The organism is Phenylobacterium sp., assembly GCF_016793225.1.
In the GTDB taxonomy this organism is placed as follows: domain Bacteria; phylum Pseudomonadota; class Alphaproteobacteria; order Caulobacterales; family Caulobacteraceae; genus Phenylobacterium.
In genome coordinates, this window is record NZ_JAEUMN010000155.1 from 16,973 (window position 1) to 35,325 (window position 18,353).

General features: G+C 72.5%; 18 protein-coding genes. 13 read left to right on the forward strand and 5 right to left on the reverse strand.

All coding sequences use genetic code 11. The annotated features are described in order from the left end of the window. Nucleotides 1-2: 2 nt before the first annotated feature. The gene (locus JNK30_RS18155) at nucleotides 3-440 is read right to left on the reverse strand and encodes a DUF1330 domain-containing protein (protein ID WP_293484363.1); all 438 of its coding nucleotides are present in this window, start codon (nucleotides 438-440) and stop codon (nucleotides 3-5) included. Nucleotides 441-669: 229 nt separating this feature from the next. Between JNK30_RS18155 and JNK30_RS18160 the strand changes: the two genes are divergently transcribed. The 7 genes from JNK30_RS18160 to JNK30_RS18190 all read left to right on the forward strand — a co-directional run bounded on the left by JNK30_RS18160 (nucleotide 670) and on the right by JNK30_RS18190 (nucleotide 5,940). Beyond that, nucleotides 670-990 carry a hypothetical protein gene (locus JNK30_RS18160; protein ID WP_293484365.1) on the forward strand — a complete coding sequence of 107 codons (321 nt, stop codon included), beginning with the start codon at nucleotides 670-672 and terminating at the stop codon, nucleotides 988-990. Then, nucleotides 950-1,600, forward strand: coding sequence for an ABC transporter ATP-binding protein (locus JNK30_RS18165; protein ID WP_293484367.1), 651 nt, complete (start codon nucleotides 950-952; stop codon nucleotides 1,598-1,600). The genes JNK30_RS18160 and JNK30_RS18165 overlap by 41 nt, the downstream gene beginning before the upstream one ends. Beyond that, nucleotides 1,597-2,874, forward strand: coding sequence for an ABC transporter permease (locus JNK30_RS18170; protein ID WP_293484369.1), 1,278 nt, complete (start codon nucleotides 1,597-1,599; stop codon nucleotides 2,872-2,874). The genes JNK30_RS18165 and JNK30_RS18170 overlap by 4 nt, the downstream gene beginning before the upstream one ends. A gap of 11 nt (nucleotides 2,875-2,885) precedes the next feature. Then, entirely contained in the window at nucleotides 2,886-3,383 is a 498-nt protein-coding gene (locus JNK30_RS18175) for a DUF3299 domain-containing protein (RefSeq protein ID WP_293484371.1), read from the forward strand. A gap of 325 nt (nucleotides 3,384-3,708) precedes the next feature. After that, a complete protein-coding gene (locus JNK30_RS18180; RefSeq protein ID WP_293484373.1) occupies nucleotides 3,709-4,137 on the forward strand; it encodes a MerC family mercury resistance protein in 429 nt (142 codons plus the stop codon). Between the two features lies 1 nt (nucleotide 4,138). Then, on the forward strand, nucleotides 4,139-5,107 hold the full coding sequence (locus tag JNK30_RS18185; protein WP_293484375.1) for a GTP-binding protein: 969 nt from the start codon (nucleotides 4,139-4,141) through the stop codon (nucleotides 5,105-5,107). Further along, entirely contained in the window at nucleotides 5,104-5,940 is an 837-nt protein-coding gene (locus tag JNK30_RS18190; protein WP_293484377.1) for a hypothetical protein, read from the forward strand. Before JNK30_RS18185 ends, JNK30_RS18190 begins: the two co-directional genes overlap by 4 nt. A 22-nt stretch (nucleotides 5,941-5,962) precedes the next feature. Here the strand turns inward: JNK30_RS18190 and JNK30_RS18195 are convergent, their stop codons facing one another. Together JNK30_RS18195 and JNK30_RS18200 are read right to left on the reverse strand one after the other, a co-directional pair. Continuing rightward, nucleotides 5,963-7,543: an alkaline phosphatase D family protein gene (locus JNK30_RS18195; protein ID WP_293484378.1), complete on the reverse strand. Its 1,581-nt coding sequence runs from the start codon at nucleotides 7,541-7,543 to the stop codon at nucleotides 5,963-5,965. Nucleotides 7,544-7,551: 8 nt separating this feature from the next. After that, the gene (locus JNK30_RS18200; protein WP_293484380.1) at nucleotides 7,552-7,725 is read right to left on the reverse strand and encodes a hypothetical protein; all 174 of its coding nucleotides are present in this window, start codon (nucleotides 7,723-7,725) and stop codon (nucleotides 7,552-7,554) included. A gap of 78 nt (nucleotides 7,726-7,803) precedes the next feature. Here JNK30_RS18200 and JNK30_RS18205 point away from each other — a divergent pair, with 78 nt between their 5' ends. From JNK30_RS18205 to JNK30_RS18225, 5 genes are read left to right on the forward strand one after another with little or no spacing between them, the layout of a single operon-like run. Beyond that, on the forward strand, nucleotides 7,804-9,867 hold the full coding sequence (locus JNK30_RS18205) for a TonB-dependent siderophore receptor (RefSeq protein WP_293484382.1): 2,064 nt from the start codon (nucleotides 7,804-7,806) through the stop codon (nucleotides 9,865-9,867). A 9-nt stretch (nucleotides 9,868-9,876) separates the two neighbouring features. Next, nucleotides 9,877-11,298 carry a DUF3526 domain-containing protein gene (locus JNK30_RS18210; protein WP_293484384.1) on the forward strand — a complete coding sequence of 474 codons (1,422 nt, stop codon included), beginning with the start codon at nucleotides 9,877-9,879 and terminating at the stop codon, nucleotides 11,296-11,298. Further along, nucleotides 11,295-12,716 carry a DUF3526 domain-containing protein gene (locus tag JNK30_RS18215; RefSeq protein WP_293484386.1) on the forward strand — a complete coding sequence of 474 codons (1,422 nt, stop codon included), beginning with the start codon at nucleotides 11,295-11,297 and terminating at the stop codon, nucleotides 12,714-12,716. The genes JNK30_RS18210 and JNK30_RS18215 overlap by 4 nt, the downstream gene beginning before the upstream one ends. Nucleotides 12,717-12,724: 8 nt before the next feature. After that, nucleotides 12,725-13,450: an ABC transporter ATP-binding protein gene (locus tag JNK30_RS18220; protein WP_293484388.1), complete on the forward strand. Its 726-nt coding sequence runs from the start codon at nucleotides 12,725-12,727 to the stop codon at nucleotides 13,448-13,450. After that, nucleotides 13,447-15,426 (forward strand): TonB-dependent siderophore receptor, encoded by a 1,980-nt coding sequence (locus JNK30_RS18225; RefSeq protein ID WP_293484389.1) that lies wholly within the window; start codon nucleotides 13,447-13,449, stop codon nucleotides 15,424-15,426. Before JNK30_RS18220 ends, JNK30_RS18225 begins: the two co-directional genes overlap by 4 nt. Before the next feature lie 39 nt (nucleotides 15,427-15,465). On the opposite strand, the gene JNK30_RS18230 is transcribed toward JNK30_RS18225, so the two are convergent. Beyond that, nucleotides 15,466-16,167: a class I SAM-dependent methyltransferase gene (locus JNK30_RS18230; RefSeq protein ID WP_293484391.1), complete on the reverse strand. Its 702-nt coding sequence runs from the start codon at nucleotides 16,165-16,167 to the stop codon at nucleotides 15,466-15,468. Next, a complete protein-coding gene (locus JNK30_RS18235; RefSeq protein WP_293484393.1) occupies nucleotides 16,145-16,621 on the reverse strand; it encodes an Rrf2 family transcriptional regulator in 477 nt (158 codons plus the stop codon). Before JNK30_RS18235 ends, JNK30_RS18230 begins: the two co-directional genes overlap by 23 nt. Before the next feature lie 152 nt (nucleotides 16,622-16,773). Between JNK30_RS18235 and JNK30_RS18240 the strand changes: the two genes are divergently transcribed. Continuing rightward, nucleotides 16,774-18,306: an acetyl-CoA acetyltransferase gene (locus tag JNK30_RS18240; RefSeq protein WP_293484395.1), complete on the forward strand. Its 1,533-nt coding sequence runs from the start codon at nucleotides 16,774-16,776 to the stop codon at nucleotides 18,304-18,306. Nucleotides 18,307-18,353: the final 47 nt, after the last annotated feature.

The window sequence follows — 18,353 nt, forward strand, 5'->3', positions numbered from 1 at the left end:
CCTCAGGGGGCTTCGGCGACGACCTCGTCGCGGACGTGCGGCCGCGTGCGGATGTTCAGCTGGCCGGCCAGCCCGGCGTGCCGATGGTGGGAGATGGCCTGCATCCCGGGGCACCGCATCATCTCGCTCATCGCGGCGAGGGACGGGTATTCCGCCAGCGCGATCATGTCCCAGAGCTCGCCCACCTCGCCCAGCAGGATGCCCGTCACGGCGCCCGAGTAGATCGAACGGCCGCCGTACGAGGCCAGCAGCTTGCGGACCTCCACCGTGTAGCGCGCGTACGCCTCGGCGCCCGTGATGTGGGCGTCCGACCCGTCGGCGTACTCCGCGAAGGGCTTGAACTTCAGCAGGTTGACCATGACGAAGCGGCCGTCTTCCGGCCCGCTGAAGAAGGCCTTGGCCTGCTCGCCACCCGGCTGCACCGCATTGGTAACCAGCATCGCGACACCTCGTTGGACGCAGCGGCGTCCGAAATCGGAACTCTGATTCACATTGGTAGATCGGAATCCGTGTTCGCATCAACCTCGGTGTTGGCGGCGCGCGCCATCGGGCGGCATCGGCGGCCCTCGGCGGTCGCAGCGGCCCCGGCGACCCCGTCTTCCAGCGGAGCATTGCGCGGCCGAACCTCTTGATGGTACGTTATATCATATCATCTTGAGGAGTTGCGGCATGCGGCTGACGATCGGGATCCTGGGCGCGGCGCTGCTGGTCGCGGGGCCGGCCAGCGCCTGCGACGAGCACGGGGGCGGCTTCTTCGGCCGATACAGCGGCTACGAGGGCGGCGACTACGGAGAGATCCTCGCGATGCGCGCGCGCGCCGAGGCCGAGCGTGAGCAGGCGATGGAGACCGCGCGGCGCAGCTTCCTCGCGCGTTTCGACATCGAGGCCGAAGCCCCTTCGTCCCTGTCGGCGGCCGCCGCCGACAAGGCTGAGCTGAAGCGGATTTCCAATGTTGATCCAAGCGCGCCGGCTGACGCACAGGATCGCTGAGCGGACGATCCTCGACCTGCCGGGTTTCGAGATGCCGCGGGGCGAGCACACCGTCCTGCTGGGTCCGTCCGGATGCGGGAAGACGACGCTCATCAACATCCTCACGGGTCTGGTGACGCCCACCTCGGGGGAGGTGTTCATCGATGGCCGCCCCATGACGGGAGCCAGGCCCGCCGCGCGCGATGCGTTGCGGCGCGAGTGCATCGGCCTGGTGTTCCAGACCCTCCGGCTCGTCTCCGCCCTCACGGTCCGGCAGAACCTGTCGCTCGCGCAGCATCTGGCCGGAGGGCGCAGCGACGAGGCCGAGATCGACCGCCTCATCGCCCAGGTCGGCCTGTCCCATCGGGCTCATGCGCGCCCCCGCGAACTCAGCCAGGGCGAGAGCCAGCGGGCGGCGATCGCGCGCGCCCTGTGCGCCCGCCCGGCGCTGCTCGTGGCCGACGAGCCGACATCGGCGCTCGATGACGCCAATGCGGGCGCCATGATCGACCTTCTGCTGGCGAGCGCCGAGTCCGGGGGCTCGACGCTCCTGATCGCGACACATGACCGGCGTATCCGGGAACGCTTTGCCCGGACCGTCGAACTCGAGCCCGTGGCGCTGGCGGCGTGACGCTCTCGGGACTGACGCTCGCCTACCTGCGCGACCGGGCGCTCAACACGGCGCTGAACGTGCTGATCCTGACGCTGGCGGCGGCGACGCTGACGATCCTGGTGCTGTTCTCGGCCCAGCTCGGGGAGCGCTTCGACAGGGACGCCCGAGGGGTGGATCTGGTGGTCGGAGCCAAGGGCTCGCCGCTGCAGCTGATCCTCTCCAGCGTCTACCACGCCGACGTCCCGACCGGGAACATCCCGCTCTCCACGCTCGAGGCGCTGCGCAGCGACCCCACGGTGGCGAAGGCGATCCCGGTCGCCCTCGGCGACAACTTCCGCGGCTTCCGGATCGTCGGGACCGAGGCGGCCTATGTGGAGCACTACGGCGGCCGCCTCGCGCAGGGCCGGCTGTGGGCGGGCGAAGGCGAGACCGTCCTCGGCGCCGAGGTGGCGCGGCGCACGGGCGCCGCGCTGGGCCAGAAGTTCCTGGGCTCCCACGGCCTCGGCGACGGCGGCGGCGGCGAGCACGACGCCCATCCGTTCCGGGTCGTCGGCGTGCTGCGGCCGACGGGCACGGTCCTGGATCGCCTGATCCTCACGTCGGTCGAGAGCGTGTGGGACGTCCACGGCATCGACCACGACGGCCACGAAGGGCGCGGCGACGGGGCGCATGCGGACGCCGATCATGACCACGACGTGCACGACCATGCGCCGGCGAACGCGAGCCGGCAGGTCCAGGAGCTGCGCCCCGAGGTCACCGCGATCCTGGTCAGCTACCGATCGGCCCTGGCCGCCGTCCGGCTGCCCGCCTTCGTGAACCGTCAGACCGGCCTGCAGGCGGCCGTCCCCGCGGTGGAGACGGCGCGCCTGCTGTCGCTCGTGGGCGTCGGCCTCGACGCCGTCCGCGCCTTCGCGCTCCTCCTGCTCCTGACGGGAGGGCTTTCGATCTTCGTGGCGCTCTACACCGCGCTTCGCCAGCGCGAGGCCGACATGGCGATGCTGCGGGTCATGGGCGCCAAGCCCGCCGGCATCTTCGGCCAGGTTCTGTCCGAAGGCCTGCTGCTCGCCGCTGCGGGCTCGATCCTGGGACTCGCCCTGGGCCACGGGGTCGTGGCTGTGGCCGCCGCGAGCTTCGAGCGCCTGGGCGAGATCGGACTCACCGCATGGCGCTTCGAACCGGCCGAGGCGCTGATCGTCGCGGCGGCCCTGACGGCCGGCGCCGCCGCCGCCCTGATCCCGGCCCTGCGGGTGTTCCGGGTCGACATCGCCCGAACCCTGTCGCAAGCCGCTTGAGGACCGTCGTCGTGATCGACCGCCGAACTCTTGGCCTCTCTGCCCTCGCCTTCGTGGCCAGCCCCGCCGCGGCCGCCCTCCAGCCGCAGCCGCGGCCTGCAGCGCCGAGCGAGGCGGTCTGGAAGCCGGCCGACACGCCGCCCGGCGGCGTCGCCTGGTCGTTGCTCGAATCGACCCGGGAGATCACCCGCACCGACGCCAAGGGCTACATCCGCTCCAAGCCCATCTTCCCGCCCGGGGTGAAGGCCCTCGACGGCAAGGTGGTGAAGGTGGCCGGCTACATGATGCCGCTGCAGAACGGGGCGCTGCAGAAGCACTTCGTGCTGCTGGCCTACCCGCCGGACTGCCCCTTCCATCTCAACCCGAACCCGATGCAGTTCATCGAGGTGAAGTCGCCCGCGGGGCTGGGCTTCGACTACCGCGTGAAGGTGATCAGCGGCACGCTGAGGCTCGGCGGCCACGACGAGGGCGGGATCTTCTACCGCATTTGGGACGCTCGCCCGGCGTAGGTCCCGCCAGACGTCCCGCCGCGGGCGACGACCGCCCGCCCCAGGTCGCGCAGCCGTCGCGGACATGACGCCACGCCGCGTCCGGCGCGTCTTGTCCGGCGCCGCCGGTTTCCCGTTGCACCGGCGCTCAGATATGCAATGTTATAACATAACAGTCTTGGAGGGGGCGAACGTTGCGGTCGCCGGACAGCCTGCTCAATCGCCTCGACCCGGAGTCGCTGCAGCGGATCATGCTCGCCCTGCACCGCGATTGCGACTGCTGCGAGCCCGACCCGGGCGCGCCCTTGCCACGCTTTCAATGCGATCCGGCCGAGGAGGATTCCCCATGAGTCCCGCCGGTCACCTGCTGGACGGATCGGCCATCGGCCTGTCGGGCCTGTGCCTGGCCCATTGCCTGCTGCTGCCGCTGGCCGCCGCCCTCTTGCCGGCGCTGGGCGCGTGGGCCGACATCGAATGGGTGCACGCGCTGTTCGTGCTGATCGCCGCCCCATTGTCCGGCCTCGCGCTGCTGGCCGGGCCGAAGAGCGGCGCGCGCCGCGCACCGGTGCTCGGCCTGGCGGCCGGCGGCCTCGTCCTGCTCGGGCTGGGCGCCTTCCTGGCCGACGGCGAGGCGACCGAGACCGGGCTCACGGTCGCCGGCAGCCTCGGCCTGGCTGCGGCGCACATCTGGAACTGGCGGCGCCGGAGCCTTCACTTCGGTGAAGGACCGGCCGTCGGCGAGAGCGGGCGCCTGTGCCCCGCGGGAGACCACTGAGATGACGCCGCGCATGCCGATACCCGTGACGGTGCTGACAGGCTACCTCGGCGCCGGGAAGACCACCCTCCTGAACCGCATCCTCTCGGAAGACCACGGCAGGACCTACGCCGTGATCGTCAACGAGTTCGGCGAGCTCGGGATCGACAACGACCTCGTCGTCGGCGCCGACGAAGAGGTGTTCGAGATGAACAACGGCTGCATCTGCTGCACGGTGCGCGGCGATCTGATCCGCATCCTGAACGGACTGATGAAGCGCAAGGGCGGCTTCGACGGCATCCTGATCGAGACGACGGGACTGGCCGATCCGGCGCCGGTGGCGCAGACGTTCTTCGTCGACGACGACGTCCGCCAGCGCACCCGCCTCGATGCGATCGTCACCGTCGTCGACGCCAAGCACCTCGAGGCGCGGCTGGACGACAGTCACGAGGCTGCCGAGCAGGTCGCCTTTGCCGACGTCATCCTGCTGAACAAGGTCGACCTCGTGTCCGCCGAGGAGGTCGCGCGCCTTCAGGCCCTCATCGGGCGCATCAACCCGACGGCGCGGATTGTCCCGACCACCAACTGCGCCGTCGACATCGCGGACGTGCTGGATCAGGGCGCCTTCGACCTGAACCGCATCCTGGAGATCGAGCCGGGCTTCCTGGGCGAAGACGATCACGAGCACGACGCGGCGGTGGCGTCGGTGTCCATGAGCCTCGACCGGCCGCTGGATTCCAACCGCGCCCGGGCCTGGGTCTCGTCGATCGCGGCCGAGCAGGGACAGGACATCCTGCGCTGGAAAGGCATCCTCCACATCGCGGGCCAGGATCGCCGGCTCGTCTTCCAGGGGGTGCACATGCTGCTGGACGTGGACCTGCAACGCCCGTGGCGGGACGACGAGGCGCGCGTGTCGCGCGCGGTGTTCATCGGCCGGGATCTGCCCGCGGCGCAGCTGAAGGCGGGCTTCGAAGCCTGCGCGGTGCGTTGAGCGAGCCCGCCCTGCTCACCGGACCGGCGCTGGGGCTGATCCTCCTCCTCGGCCTGCGGCACGGCCTGGACCCGGACCACATCGCGGTGATCGACAACCTGACCCTCCGCGCCACCGAGGAGCGGCCCCGCTGGGCGCCGTGGACCGGGACGCTGTTCGCGGTCGGCCATAGCCTGGCCGTGGCCGTGGTGGCCGTGGGCTTCGCCATCGTCGCGCCCCGGTTCGTCTGGCCGGCGTGGGCGACAGAGGCCGCCGACTGGGCGGTCATCGGACTGCTGGTCCTGGTGGGCGCCCTCAACCTGCGGGCCCTCCAGCGGGCCGGGGCCTATACGCCGGTCGGGTGGCGTCAGGGCCTGGTCCCCCGCGCCTTGCGGACCAGTTCTCATCCGCTGGCGGTGGTGACGGTCGGGATCGTGTTCGGCCTGGTCTTCGACACCGCCACCCAGGCCGCGGCCTGGGGTCTCGCCGCCGCCTCGACGGCGGGCCTCGGCGGCGCCGTGGCCGTGGCCGCCGTCTTCGCGGCCGGCATGATCCTCACCGACACCGCCGACAGCCACATCGTGGCGAGGCTGCTCCGCGATCGCGGCGACGCCGAGCGGGTGCGGCGCTATCGCCACGGCGTCGGCTGGCTGATCGTCGCCCTGTCGTTCGGAATGGCGGCCTACGCCCTGGCCGGCCGCCTGGTCGCGGGTTCGGCCGAGCTTTCCGAGGGTCTGTTCACCGGCCTGGGCGTGGCGATGGCCCTGACCGTGGTCGGCGCCCTGGCGTGGGAGCGGCTGCGGACGCGACACGGCGCGAAGGCGTCGTTCCGGGCTCCGGGCCCGGGGATCTGAGGGTGTCGCTGGCGGGCGAGGTTCACGCGGGCATGACACCGGGCCGGCCGGTCTCCACGGCAAAGCGCCGGAGGGTCGAAACCGTGGCGTTCGGGTCGCGCCGGTCCGACACCTTCCGGTAGGCGACGTCGAGGCGCTGCGGTCCGAGGTCGCCGACGAGGTAGCCATGCGACCGCAGGTCCAGGAACCGGACATGCGGGTTCCGGGCCTCGGCGTCGGCCAGGCCGCGTCCCGGGTTGTCGGCCGTGATGCTGGTGGTCACGAACTCGGCGGCCACGGTGGGCGAGCGGGGGTCGCGGAAGTCCGATTTCAGGTCGTTGGCCCAGAACGAATGGATGTCGCCCGCCAGGAAGACCGGGTTGGGCGTCCGCGCGTCCGCCAGCGCCCCAAGCATCCGGGTTCGGTTCGCCTGATATCCGTCCCACCCGTCGGTGTAGTGGCCGACGCGGCCGTCGGCCGCGGTCTGCTCCAGGCGCGCGACGACCAGGTCCTGGGCGACCACGTTCCATCGCGCGTCGGCGCGCCGGAACCGCTCTTCGAGCCAGCGCTCCTGCCGGGGGCCCAGCATCGAGCGACGGGGATCCTCCATCTCGTCGCAGAGCGTGACGCGGCCACGACGCGACGCCGCGGTCTGGCACGGCTGGGGCGAGCGGTGCTGGCGTCCGTCGAGCACGGTGAACTCGGCGAGGCGGCCGAACCGGGTCCGGCCGTGGAGCCGCATGTCCGGCCCGCGCGGCCGCGCCCAGGGGCGCAGGGGCATGTGCTCGTAGAACGCGCGGTAGGCGGCCGCGCGCCGGCGCAGGAACTCGGCCGTGGGCGTCGAGGCGTCCTGCGACCAGCGGTTGGCGTAGTCGTTCTGCACCTCGTGGTCGTCCCAGGTGACGAGGCACGGCGCCGCGGCATGCAGGGCCTGCAGGTCGGGATCCGTCCGGTAGAGGGCGTAGCGGTTTCGGTAGTCCGCCAGCGTCACCGCGTCGCCCTGGCGATCGTGCCGCCGGACAAGTCCCTGGCGTTCCGGGCGATGGCTGTATTCGTAGATGTAGTCGCCGAGGAACAGGACCAGGTCGGCCGCTTCGGCGGCCATGTGGCGGTAGGCGCTGAACCAGCCGGACTCCCAATGGGCGCACGAGGCGACGACGAAGCGAAGGCGCGTGTTGTCGGCCGCCACATCCGGGGCGGTCCGCGCCCGTCCGACCGGGCTTGCGTGGCCCAGCGCCTCGAACCGGTACCAGTACGGACGGTCCGGCGGCAGGCCGCCGACCTCGAGGTGGATGGCGTGGCCGTCCTGAGGCGTGGCCCAGACCTCGCCCTGCCGCACGATGCGCCTGAAACCGTCGTCGGCCGCGACCTCGAAGCGCGTGCGCACCGGGCTCGAGAGGCCGCCGCGGCCGTCGGGCGCGAGCGGGTCCGGCGCCAGCCGCGTCCAGAGCACGAAGCCGTCCGGCGAGGGCGCGCCGCTGGCGACGCCGAGGGTGAAGGGGTCGATGCTGGCGCGTGCGCGGCGCGGGACGACAGCCCCGGGCGCTGCGAGGCCCACCAGCAATCGGCGACGATCGGTGAGGGGGCTCACCGTCGCCGCCGACCCGCTGTTCCACCGGACCATGGCTCGACTCACGGGATCCGGCGGGCGCTCTCTGAGAGGTCCCGCAACCGGGCGACCTGGCCGCAGACCCTCGCGCGCGAGGCCGCCCGCAGGCGTGCGGGCCCGGCGCGATCCAGCCTGAAGCCGCAGCCGGCGGCGATCCGGGCCGGCGGGGCGGCGGGCGCAGCGGCGAAGGACTTCATCGGGACCCCGGACGACAGGCTTGATAAGATGAAATGATATAACGTAACAGTAGCTCATGGGAATGGGGGATGAGTTCCATGGGCGTTCTGAAACGGGGTCTTGCGGGCGTGCTTCTGCTGTCGTCGCTGGCCAACGAAGCGCTGGCGGCGGACGACGCGTCCCTCGACGCGGTCGTGGTCACCGGCCGCAACATCGAGAACTACCAGGCGGTGGACACCCTCACCGGGTTCAAGACCGACGTCGAACTGCGTGACTTGCCGCTTTCGATCTCGGTGGTGTCGCAGGAACTCATCCAGGACCGGTCGCTCAACCAGCTGGGCGAGGCGCTGGACAATGTCTCGGGCGCCCAGCGGAAGGCCGGCTACGGAGGCGTGCAGAACTTCGGAGCCTACCTCCGCGGCTTCGATGCGAGCTTCCTCACCCTGCGCAACGGCGTGCGCGACTTCGGCTTCTACACCCTGCGCGACACCGCCAACGTCGAGCGGTTCGAGGTGCTGAAGGGCCCCGGCTCGGTGCTTTACGGCGCCGTGAGCCCGGGGGGCATCACCAACACCATCACCAAGAAGCCGACGGCGGAACCCATGCTGCGGGTGCAGGCCATCGCCGGCAGCCGGGACCGCTATCGTGGCGAGATCGACGTGGGCGGCCCGATCGCGGGATCGCTCTACGGCCGCCTCAACCTGGCCGCCGACGACGCCGACAGCTTCCGCGACCGCACCGGCAGCGACGGCTACTTCCTGGCGCCCGTGCTGACCTGGAAGGCCACGGACGACGTCGACTGGACCGTGGAGGTCGAGCATCGCCGCAGCGACTACACCTGGGACCTCGGCCTGCCGCGGCACCCCAATAGTTTCAAGGTTCCGATCAGCCGTTTCCTGGGCGAGCCGGACGGGGTCAATTCGGTCACCTCGACCTACGCCGCCTCCACGCTGGAGTGGCGGCTGAGCGAGGCCTGGAAGCTGCGCCAGGTGACCGGCTACGCCTGGACCGACGGCGACTACCATCTGCGGACGTTCAGCGGGGTGGCCCCCAATGGCCGCACCGTGAACCGGGTGGCGTACGACAACTGGGAGAAGTCGCACACCTTCGTCGCCCAGAACGAGGTCGTGGGCGCCTTCGAGACCGGACCGCTGGGGCACCGGTTCGCGGCGGGCGTCGAGTACTACGACACCGAGCAGTCCTACTCGTTCTTCTTCTCGAGCCTGGCGGCGATCGACCTGTTCGCGCCGGTCTACGGCGCCCGGCCCGGGCCCGGCGGCTTCGTGCTGTTCGCGGACGAGGTGTCCAGCCGGGCGACCGGCGTCTACGCCCAGGACCTGGTCTCGCTCGGCGACCGCTGGAAGCTGCTCGTGGGCGCCCGCTACGACCGGGTGCGGAACAAGAGCGTCAACCTGCTGACCGGGGCGCTGTCGCGCAAGAGCAGCGACGAAGGCTTCAGCCCGCAGGTGGGTCTCGTCTACCAGCCTGACGCGGCCACGAGCCTCTACGCCAGCTACGGCGAGTCCTTCCTGTCGATCACCAGCGGGCGCAAGGCGAACGGAGAGTACCTCGATCCCGAGGAGGGGCGGCAGCTGGAGGTGGGCGTCAAGCGGACCTGGCTGGGCGGCCGGCTGTCGACCACCCTGGCCGCCTATCAAATCACCAAGAAGAACGTCTCCACGCCCGATCCCGCCAACCCCGTCTTCCGCGTGCAGACGGGCGAGCAGGAGAGCAAGGGCGTCGAGCTGGACGTGGCCGGCTCCCCGGCGCCCGGCTGGGACGTGATCCTGGGCGTGTCCTACATCGACGCGCGGGTGAGCCGCGACAACACCTTCCGCGTCGGCTCGCAACTGCCCGGCGCGCCCATGCACAGCGCCAGCCTCTGGAACAAGTACACGCTGCAGGGCGGACCGCTGGAAGGCCTGGAGCTGGGGCTCGGCGTCTACTACGTCGACGACCGCGCGATCGCCCTGCCGAATCCCGCCTTCCGGCTGCCTAACTATGTGCGGTTCGACGCCATGGCGGCCTACGACGTCGGCCGCTGGCGGGTGCAGCTCAATCTGAAGAACCTCGGCGACAAGCGGATCTACGACCTCTCCAGCACGGCGATCTTCCCCCAGGAGCCACGCTCGGCGACCCTGCGCATCGCCTACGCCTACTAGGCCGCCGCCGTGATCGGGTCGGTTGCGCGCCGCGAGCTCGCGCTCCAGCTGCGGGACGGCCGCCTGCTGATGACCGGCGCGGTGCTGCTGCTGGCGGTGCTCGCGGCGACGGCCGCCGGCTGGTTCCAGTTCGACCGGGCCCGGGCGGAACGGGAGCACTTCATCGCCGAGGCGCGCCAGCAGTGGCTGGACCAGGGGGCGCGGCACCCGCACCGGGCCGCGCACTTCGGGGCCTATGTGGCGATGCCGCAGCTCAGCCTCGCCATGTTCGAGCCGGGCCTGCGGCCGTTCGCGGGCCAGACGCTGTGGCTGGAGGCGCACGATCGGCCCGCCTTCGCCAACATTCCCTCGGAGGACGACCTCACCCTCCAGACCGGCCTGGGCGTCGCAAGCGGCTCGGCGATCCTGCAGATGCTGGGCGGGCTCCTGGCCCTGACGCTCGGGGCCCTGGCGATCGTCCGCGACCGCGAGAGCGGCGTCCTGCGCCTGGCGCTAGCCCAGGGCGTGAGGCCGCGGGCGTGGGCGGGCGGCAAGCTGCTCGGCCTGGCGACCGTGCTGGCTCTGCCGCTTGCGCCGGCCGCCGGCCTGGCCCTGGCGGCGGCGGCCTTTGCGGCCGCGCCGGGGACGCGGTTCGACATCCTGGCCCGGGGCCTGCTGCTGCTGGCGGCGGACGGCCTGCTGCTGCTGGCCCTGCTGGCGGCGGGGATCGCGATCTCGGCGGTGGCGCGCTCCTCGCGCGGGGCGCTGGTCGCCGCCCTCGGCCTGTGGGTGGGCGTCTTCGTTCTCGCGCCCAGGGCGGCCGCGACCCTGGTCGAGCGCTTCGCGCCGGCGCCGACCCTGCAGGTCTATCAGAAGGCGGCCGGCCAGGCCTTCGACGAAGGCTACGGCGGCAAGCCCGGCTATGCGGCGCAGCTGAAGGCGCTGGAGGCCGAGACCCTGCGCCGCTACGGCGTGACCCGCCTCGACGATCTGCCGGTCGGGTTCTCCGGCATCCGCATGCGCCACATGGACGCCTGGAGCACCGAGGTCGACGACCGCGAGTACGCCCGGCTCCTCGGGATCTACGAGGCCCAGGCCCGGATCCGCATGGGCGTCGCGGTGGCTTCCCCCTTTGTGGCGGCCCGCAGCGTCGCCCAGGGCATGGCGGGCATGGACTGGGCCCACCACCGACGCTTCCTGGAGGCCGCCGAGGCCTACCGTCGGGGCTTCGGCCTGCAGATGAACACCCTGCTCGAACGGCGCGTCCGGGGCAGCCGCTGGGAGACCGACGGCGACCGCAGCGACTGGGCGGCGGTGGCTCCCTTCCGCTACGAGACGCCCGGCGTGGGGTGGGCGCTCGCACGGCAGGCCGGGTTCCTCGGGCTGCTGGCGGCCTGGTGCCTCGCCGCCTTCGCCGCGCTCGCCATCGCCACGCGGCGGCTGAGACCATGAGGCCGCTCTGGCGGCAGGAGGCGCGCCTCTTCCTGCGCGCGCCCGGGGTCGCGCCCCTGCTGGCGGTCCTGTTCGCCCTCAGCGTCCTGGGCGCCTGGAACGGCGCCCAGCGCCTCGAGGCCGAGCGCGCGCGGATCGCCGAGGCGGTGGCGGCGGATCAGGCCGCCTTCGCGAGGAAGCGCGACCAGCTCGTGGCGCTCGAAGCCGGCCGCGCGCAGGAGGGCCAGTTCGGCAGCGCCCGCAAGGCCCACCAGGCGGTGATGAGCGCGGGGCGGCCCCTGGTCCCGCCGCCCGCGGAGCTGGGGGTCCTGTCCGCCGCCGAGGCGCGGCCGACGCCCGACCTGCTGGCCGTGAGCCTGCTCACCCGCCACCGCGACCAGCAGCCGACCCTGGACGATCCGACCAACCGCCTCGACGGCCCCTTCGACCTGTCGTTCGTGGCGACCTGGCTGGCGCCGTTGTTCCTGCTCTTCCTCACCTACGACGTGCTGGCGCGCGACCGCGAGCAGGGCAGCGCGGGGCTGCTCGCGAGCCAGGGCCGCACGCTGGCGGCCATCGCGGCGGTGCGCCTGGCCGTCCGCTTCGTCGCCGTGTTCGCGGTCGTGGGCGCCGTCGCAGTCGCCGCGGCCGTCGTCACCGAGGCGGGCCGAGCCTCTCTGCCCGCCCTCCTCGCCTGGCTGGCGGGTCTGGCGCTCTGCCTGGGAACCTGGTGCGCCCTGGCCGGGGCGGTGAACGCCAGGGCCCGCAACTCCGCCTCGGCCAGCCTCGCCCTGCTGTCGATCTGGATCGCCACATGCCTCCTGGCCCCGGCGGTGATCAGCGCCGCGGTGGGCGCCGTTGCGCCGCCGCCAGACCGGCTCGGCGGCGTGCTGGCCATGCGCGAGATCGAGAGCGGCCTGAACCGCCGCCGGGCCGAGGTCACGGCCGCCTACTACGCCGCCAGGCCGCAGAACCGCCCCGTCCGCCAGGGCGACGAGTACGAGCACTACTTCGTCACCGAGATGTTCCCCCGGACCCTGGCGTTCGACGCGGCCTTCGCCCCGGTGGCGGCGGGCATGGATCGGGCCCGCGTGCGCCAGGCCGAAGCCCTGCGGTGGGCTTCGCCCGCAAGCCCTTCGCTGGCGCTGAAACTGCTGACGGAAGACCTTGCGGGCGGCGCGCCCGAGCGGCGGGTGCGCTATCTGGCTGACGTCGACGCATGGCAGGCGCGCTGGCGCGGCCACTTCGAGCCGAAGCTCGCGTCCATGCGCTTCCTGACGGTCGAGGACTACGACCGCATGCCGCGGTTCGAGCCCCGCCCCGAGGCCGCCGCCGCCCGGTGGGGCCGGATCGTGGCCCTGCTCGGGGCGCTCGCCCTGCCGCTCCTTCTTGCCCTGGCCTGGGCCTGGCGCGCGCTGCGCTCGGCCGGCCCTCTCTGAGGTTCCCGATGCTGTCGGCCGAACGCCTGCACAAACGCTACGGCGCCCACACCGCCCTCCACGGCCTGGACCTGACCGTGCGGCCGGGCGAGGTCTACGCGCTCCTGGGGCCCAACGGCGCAGGGAAGACGACGACCATCAACTGCTTCCTGGGCTTCGTGCGGCCGGACGGCGGCCGGGCCCTCGTGGATGGCCGCGACCCGGCCCTCGACCCCCAGGGCGCCCGCCAGGCGCTGGCCTACATTCCGGAGCAGGTGAACCTCTACGGCTGGTTCAGCGGCCGCGAGAACCTCGCCTACTTCGCCGAGCTCGGCGGCCATCGCTACAGAAAGGCTGAGCTCGGCGGCTTCCTGACCGAGGCCGGCCTCGAGGCCGACGCCCACGACCGGCCCGTGAGCGGCTACTCCAAGGGCATGCGGCAGAAGGTCGGCATCGCCATCGCGCTCGCCAAGGACGCCCGCGCGCTGCTGCTGGACGAGCCCACCAGCGGGCTCGATCCGCGCGCCTCTCACGAGTTCAGCGAGCTGCTGCGCCGGCTCTCCGCGCGGAAGGTCTCGATCCTCATGGCCACCCACGACATCTTCCGCGCGCTCGACGTGGCGAACCGCATCGGCATCATGGTGGGCGGGCGGCTGATCGAGGAGATGGACGCCGGGGGGCTCTCCGCCGCCGGTCTCGAGGCGCGCTACCTGAACGCCACGCTCGCCGCGGCGCCAGCGGAGGCTGCGCCATGAGGGCCTCCCCCGGGCCGCCCGCCGCGGCCGTCATCGTGGCGTCGGCCCGCGCGAAGGGGCGCCGGCGCGTCGCGGCCTGGGCCGGCGCGGCCGCCCTGGCCTTCGCATCCGGAGCCGCCGCGCAGCGGGTGTCGGAGAACGCCGTGACCAGCGCGGAGGACGCCTTCGGCAACAGCGTCGGGCGCGAGACGATCGGCCTCTATTCCTCGAGTTCGGTGCGCGGCTTCTCGGCCTTCGCGGCCGGCAACGCCCGCATCGACGGCCTGTTCTTCGATCCGGTCTGGAACCCCACCCCCAGGATCCGCCGCTCGACGTCCATCCGCGTGGGGCTGTCGGCCCAGGGCTTTCCCTTTCCCGCGCCGACGGGGGTCGTCGACTACGCCCTGAAGCGGCCCGGCGCCGCCCGCGCCCTGTCGGCCTACGCGACGGTCGACACCTACGGCACGGCGGCGCTGGAGATCGACGCGGAAACGCCGCTCCACGAGACTCTGAGCCTCGCGGGCGGGTTCAGCCTGAACCGCAACGCCTTCTTCAACGACACCGAAGGCCTGCAGCACGTGGAGGGGCTGATCGCGAGCTGGCGACCTCGCCCCGGGATCGAGATCCGGCCGTTCTGGGCCCGCTCGGACATCTACGACGACGAGTTCGGGCCCACCTATGCGCCGGCCGGCGCCTTCCTGCCCACCCGCCGCACGCGGCGCGAGTTCGAGGGGCCGCAGCAGCCGAAGTACCGCAGCACCGCGCACCTCTACGGCGTCCTCGCCGACGCCGCGCCCGCGCAGGACTGGCGCGTGCGGGCCGGTCTCTTCCGGACGGCGTTCGACGACCAGCGCACGGCCACGAACCTCCTGCTGAACCTGCAGCCCGACGGCCGGGCCGACCAGATCCTGATCGTGGATCCGCCGTCCAAGCTGGCCTCCACCAGCGGCGAGCTTCGGGTCAGCCGCGCCGTCGCCGAGGGACCGCGGCTGCACGTGCTGCACCTGAACCTCCGCGCCCGCGACCGGCGCGACCGCTACGGCGGCTCCGACGTCGTCGATCTCGGCCCGACGGTTGTCGGCCGCCCCGTCGCGCCGCTGGAGGGTCCGTTCGACTTCGGCCCCCAGACCTTCGACCGTGTGCGCCAGTGGACCGGAGGCCTGGCCTACGAGGGCCGCTGGCGCGGCCGCGGCGAGATCAGCCTCGGCGTCCAGAAGACCGACTACCGCAAGACCGTGGACCAGCCGGGGCTCCCCCGCGCCGTCTCCGAGACGAGCCCGTGGCTCTACAGCCTCGCCGGCGCCGCCTACCTCAGCGACAGCCTCGCGCTCTACGCGGGCTACACGCGCGGCCTCGAGGAAACCGGGGTCGCGCCCGACAACGCCGCGAACCGCAACGAGGCCCTGCCGGCGATCCGCACGCGTCAGCGCGACGCGGGCCTGCGCTGGACGATCCGTCCGGACCTGAAGCTGGTGGCCGGGGTGTTCGAGGTCGAGAAGCCCTATTTCAATCTCAACGAGCGGCAGGTCTTCACCGCCCTGGGCGATGTCCGGCACCGCGGCGTCGAGGCCTCCCTGTCCGGCAAGCTGACGCCGCGCGTCGACGTCGTGGCGGGCGGCGTGTTCATGTGGCCGCGCGTGACCGGCGAAGGCGTGGCCCTGGGGCGGGTCGGCCGACGCCCCGTGGGCCAGCCGACGCGGAACCTCCAGCTCAACGTCGACTGGCGGCCCCCCGGCCTGGAGAACCTGTCGCTCGACCTGGGCGCGACGCATCTGAGCCGTCGGCCTGCGACGCGCAGCAACGACGTCTTTCTCCCGTCGCGCACCCTTGTCGACCTTGGCGCCCGCTACCGGTTCGAGGCGCACGGCCGCGACGCCTCGCTGCGCCTGCGTGTGACCAACCTGTTCAACGTCCACGGCTGGGACCTGCGCGGCGCCGGGGCCTACGACCTCATCCCGGGCCGGGTCGCCAGCGTGGCGCTTGCCGTCGACTTCTGACGGGGGACGACGATCGCGCGGCGTCGGCGTCGGCGCAGGTCAGGCGTAGGCCACCCAGCCCCGCCACGTGAAGGCGGCGTAGAACGGCGTCACGTCCTGGAAGCCCGCGGCGCGCAGCACCGCCTCGTCCTCCTCGGGCGACAGCAGGGCGAGGCTCGCGTCCACGGTCGTGCGGATGACTTCGGCCTGCTCTCGGTCCACCCCCTGTGCGACGGCGAAGGCCGCATAGCGCGCCAGCCACCGCGCCCGGGCCGCCGGGTCCTGCGGGAAGCTGGAGTGCGCCGCGACGAAGGGCGCGCCGGGACGAAGGCGACGGCGGATCTCGGCGACGGTGCGGCGTCGTTCCGGGGCGTCCAGGAAGTGCAGCGTCAGCAGGCAGGTGGAGGCGTCGAAGGGGCCCTCGGGCGCATCGTCCACATAGCCTTCGATCAGTTCGGCCCGGTCCGCGAGCGGCCCCAGGGTCCGGCGCGCAAGGCCCAGCATCTCCGGGGCGGGGTCGACGCCGGTGAAGGTCCAGCGGGGCTGGGCGGTCGCCAGGGCGCGCAGCTCGAGCCCGCCGCCGGCGCCCACGACCAGGACCCGCGCATCGGCCGGCGCACGCTCGGCAAGCAGGATCGCCGTCATGTGATGCAGGTCGGCGAACCCGGGCACGAACCGTGGCGGGCCCTCGGCGTAGCGCGCCACCGCGTCGGGGTCGGAGAAAGGCTTCAGCAGCGGGCTACGGTCGGCTTGGTCCGCCATGGGAAGACTCCAGGGATCGCGCGCCGGGGCGCGCCGAAAATCGTGCGTGAAACTCGGCGCTGAGGTCGGCAAGGGTCACCGCCCGGAGGCGCGCGAGGAGCAGCGCCTCGGCCTCGCGCAGGACGCCGTCGAGGTGGACGTTGACCGCCTGCTCGACCAGGCAGGCCGGGTCGGCGTCCCGGTGCCCGATGGCGAAGAGCGAGGGGCGACCCAGGCTGTCGTAGACGTCGGCGAGCGTGATCGCGGCGAGGTCGCGCCCCAGGCGCCAGCCGCCCCCGTGGCCCTTCTCGGAACGCACGAAGCCGCGTTCGCGCAATCCGGCGAGCGTCCGGCGCACCACGGCGGCGTTGGTGTTCATGGCGCGCGCCAGCATCTCCGAGGTCACGGGCCCGTCGTGCTCGGCCATGTGCAGGAGGACGTGGAGGACGCCCGAGAGGCGGCTGTCGTGGTTCATGTAGCAACAATAGCTACATGATATCCCGCTGGCGAGCGGCAATCTCCGACGAGCCCTGACGTGAGGTGGACGGCGGGAAGGTCCAGTCGCCGCTCGGCTTACGCAACGCCACGTACGATAGAGTCGGCGTCCTGCGGATTTGAGGGGCAGCCATGAGCGTAAGCGACCGAACGCCGGTGATCATCGGAGTGGGCGAGGCGTCCGAGCGGATCGACGCGCCCGATTATGCCGCGCTGTCGCCGGCGGACCTCGCCGCCCGGGCGGCCGCCACGGCGCTCGCCGACGCGGGGGCGGACGGGCTCGCCGCCCACATCGACGTGGTCGCCGCCATCCCGCAGTTCGAGGTCTCCGGCCCGCGCGTCGTGGCGCCCTTCGGGGCGTCCAACAACTTCCCGCGCTCGCTGGCGCGGCGGGTGGGCGCCGACCCGGTGCGGGCGATCTGGGAGGCGGTCGGAGGGCAGGGGCCGCAGCACCTCGTCAACGAGCTGGCGCACGCCATCGCCGCGGGCGAGGCCGAGATGGCCCTGATCGCGGGCTCCGAGGCGATCTCGACGGTGCGGCATCTGCAGGCGAAGGGCGAAACGCGCGACTGGGCCGAGATCGCCGACGGCGCGGTCGAGGACCGCCGCTTCGACGCCCAGGGCATGCTGACGGCCGAGCTCGTGCAGCACGGGGCGCGCACGCCGATCAGCGTCTATGCGATGTTCGAGAACGCCCGGCGGGCGCGCGAGGGCAAGGACCGCGCCGCCTACGCCCTGGAGATGGGCCGGCTCTTCGCGCCCTTCACCCAGGTCGCGGCCGGCAACCCGCACGCCATGAGCCGCGAGGTCTATTCGCCTGAGGCGCTGGCCACGGTGACCGAGCGCAACCGGCTGACCAGCGATCCCTTCCCGCGCCGCATGGTGGCCCGCGACCAGGCCAACCAGGGCGCCGCGGTCCTGCTCACCTCGGTGGGGAAGGCCCGCGCGCTCGGCGTGCCGCAGGACCGCTGGATCTACCTCTGGGGCGGCGCCGACGTGAAGGAGCGCACGCCCGTGGAGCGGGCGGACCTTTCGCGCGGGCCGGCGTCGGTGGCGGCGGCGAAGCGGGCCCTGGAGGCGGCCGGCGTGGACCTGTCCGACATCGGCGTCATCGACCTCTACTCGTGCTTCCCCATCGCGGTGTTCAACATCTGCGACGGCCTGGGCCTGGCGCCCGACGATCCGCGCGGGTTGACGGTGACCGGCGGCCTGCCGTTCTTCGGCGGGGCCGGCAACAACTACTCGATGCACGCGATCGCCGAGATGGTGCGCCGGCTCCGCGCCCGCCCGGGCGCGGTCGGGTTCTTGGGCGCCAACGGCGGCTTCCTCTCCAAGTATTCCGTCGGGATCTATTCGTCGGCGGAGCGCGCGTTCCAGCCGTTCGACTCGAAGCCCCTGCAGGCCGAGGTGGACGCCTGGACCGCGCCCGCGCTCGACCAGGGCTTCGAGGGCGAGGCGGCCGTGGAAACCTATACGATCGACTATGCCCAGGCCTCCCCGCGGGGCGTGGTCGTGGCGCGCAGCCCCGCCCGCGCCCGCGTCGTCGCCATGACCGACGATCCCGCCGTGGCCCGCGAGATGATCGAGACGGACCCGCTGGGCCGCCGGGTGACGATCGCGGCGGGCGACCAGGGCCTGCGACGGGTGCAGGGCTTCTCAGGCTAGGTTCCGCTCACGGGCGGGGCGCCCGACCGGCCTCCTGGCGCGGAGGC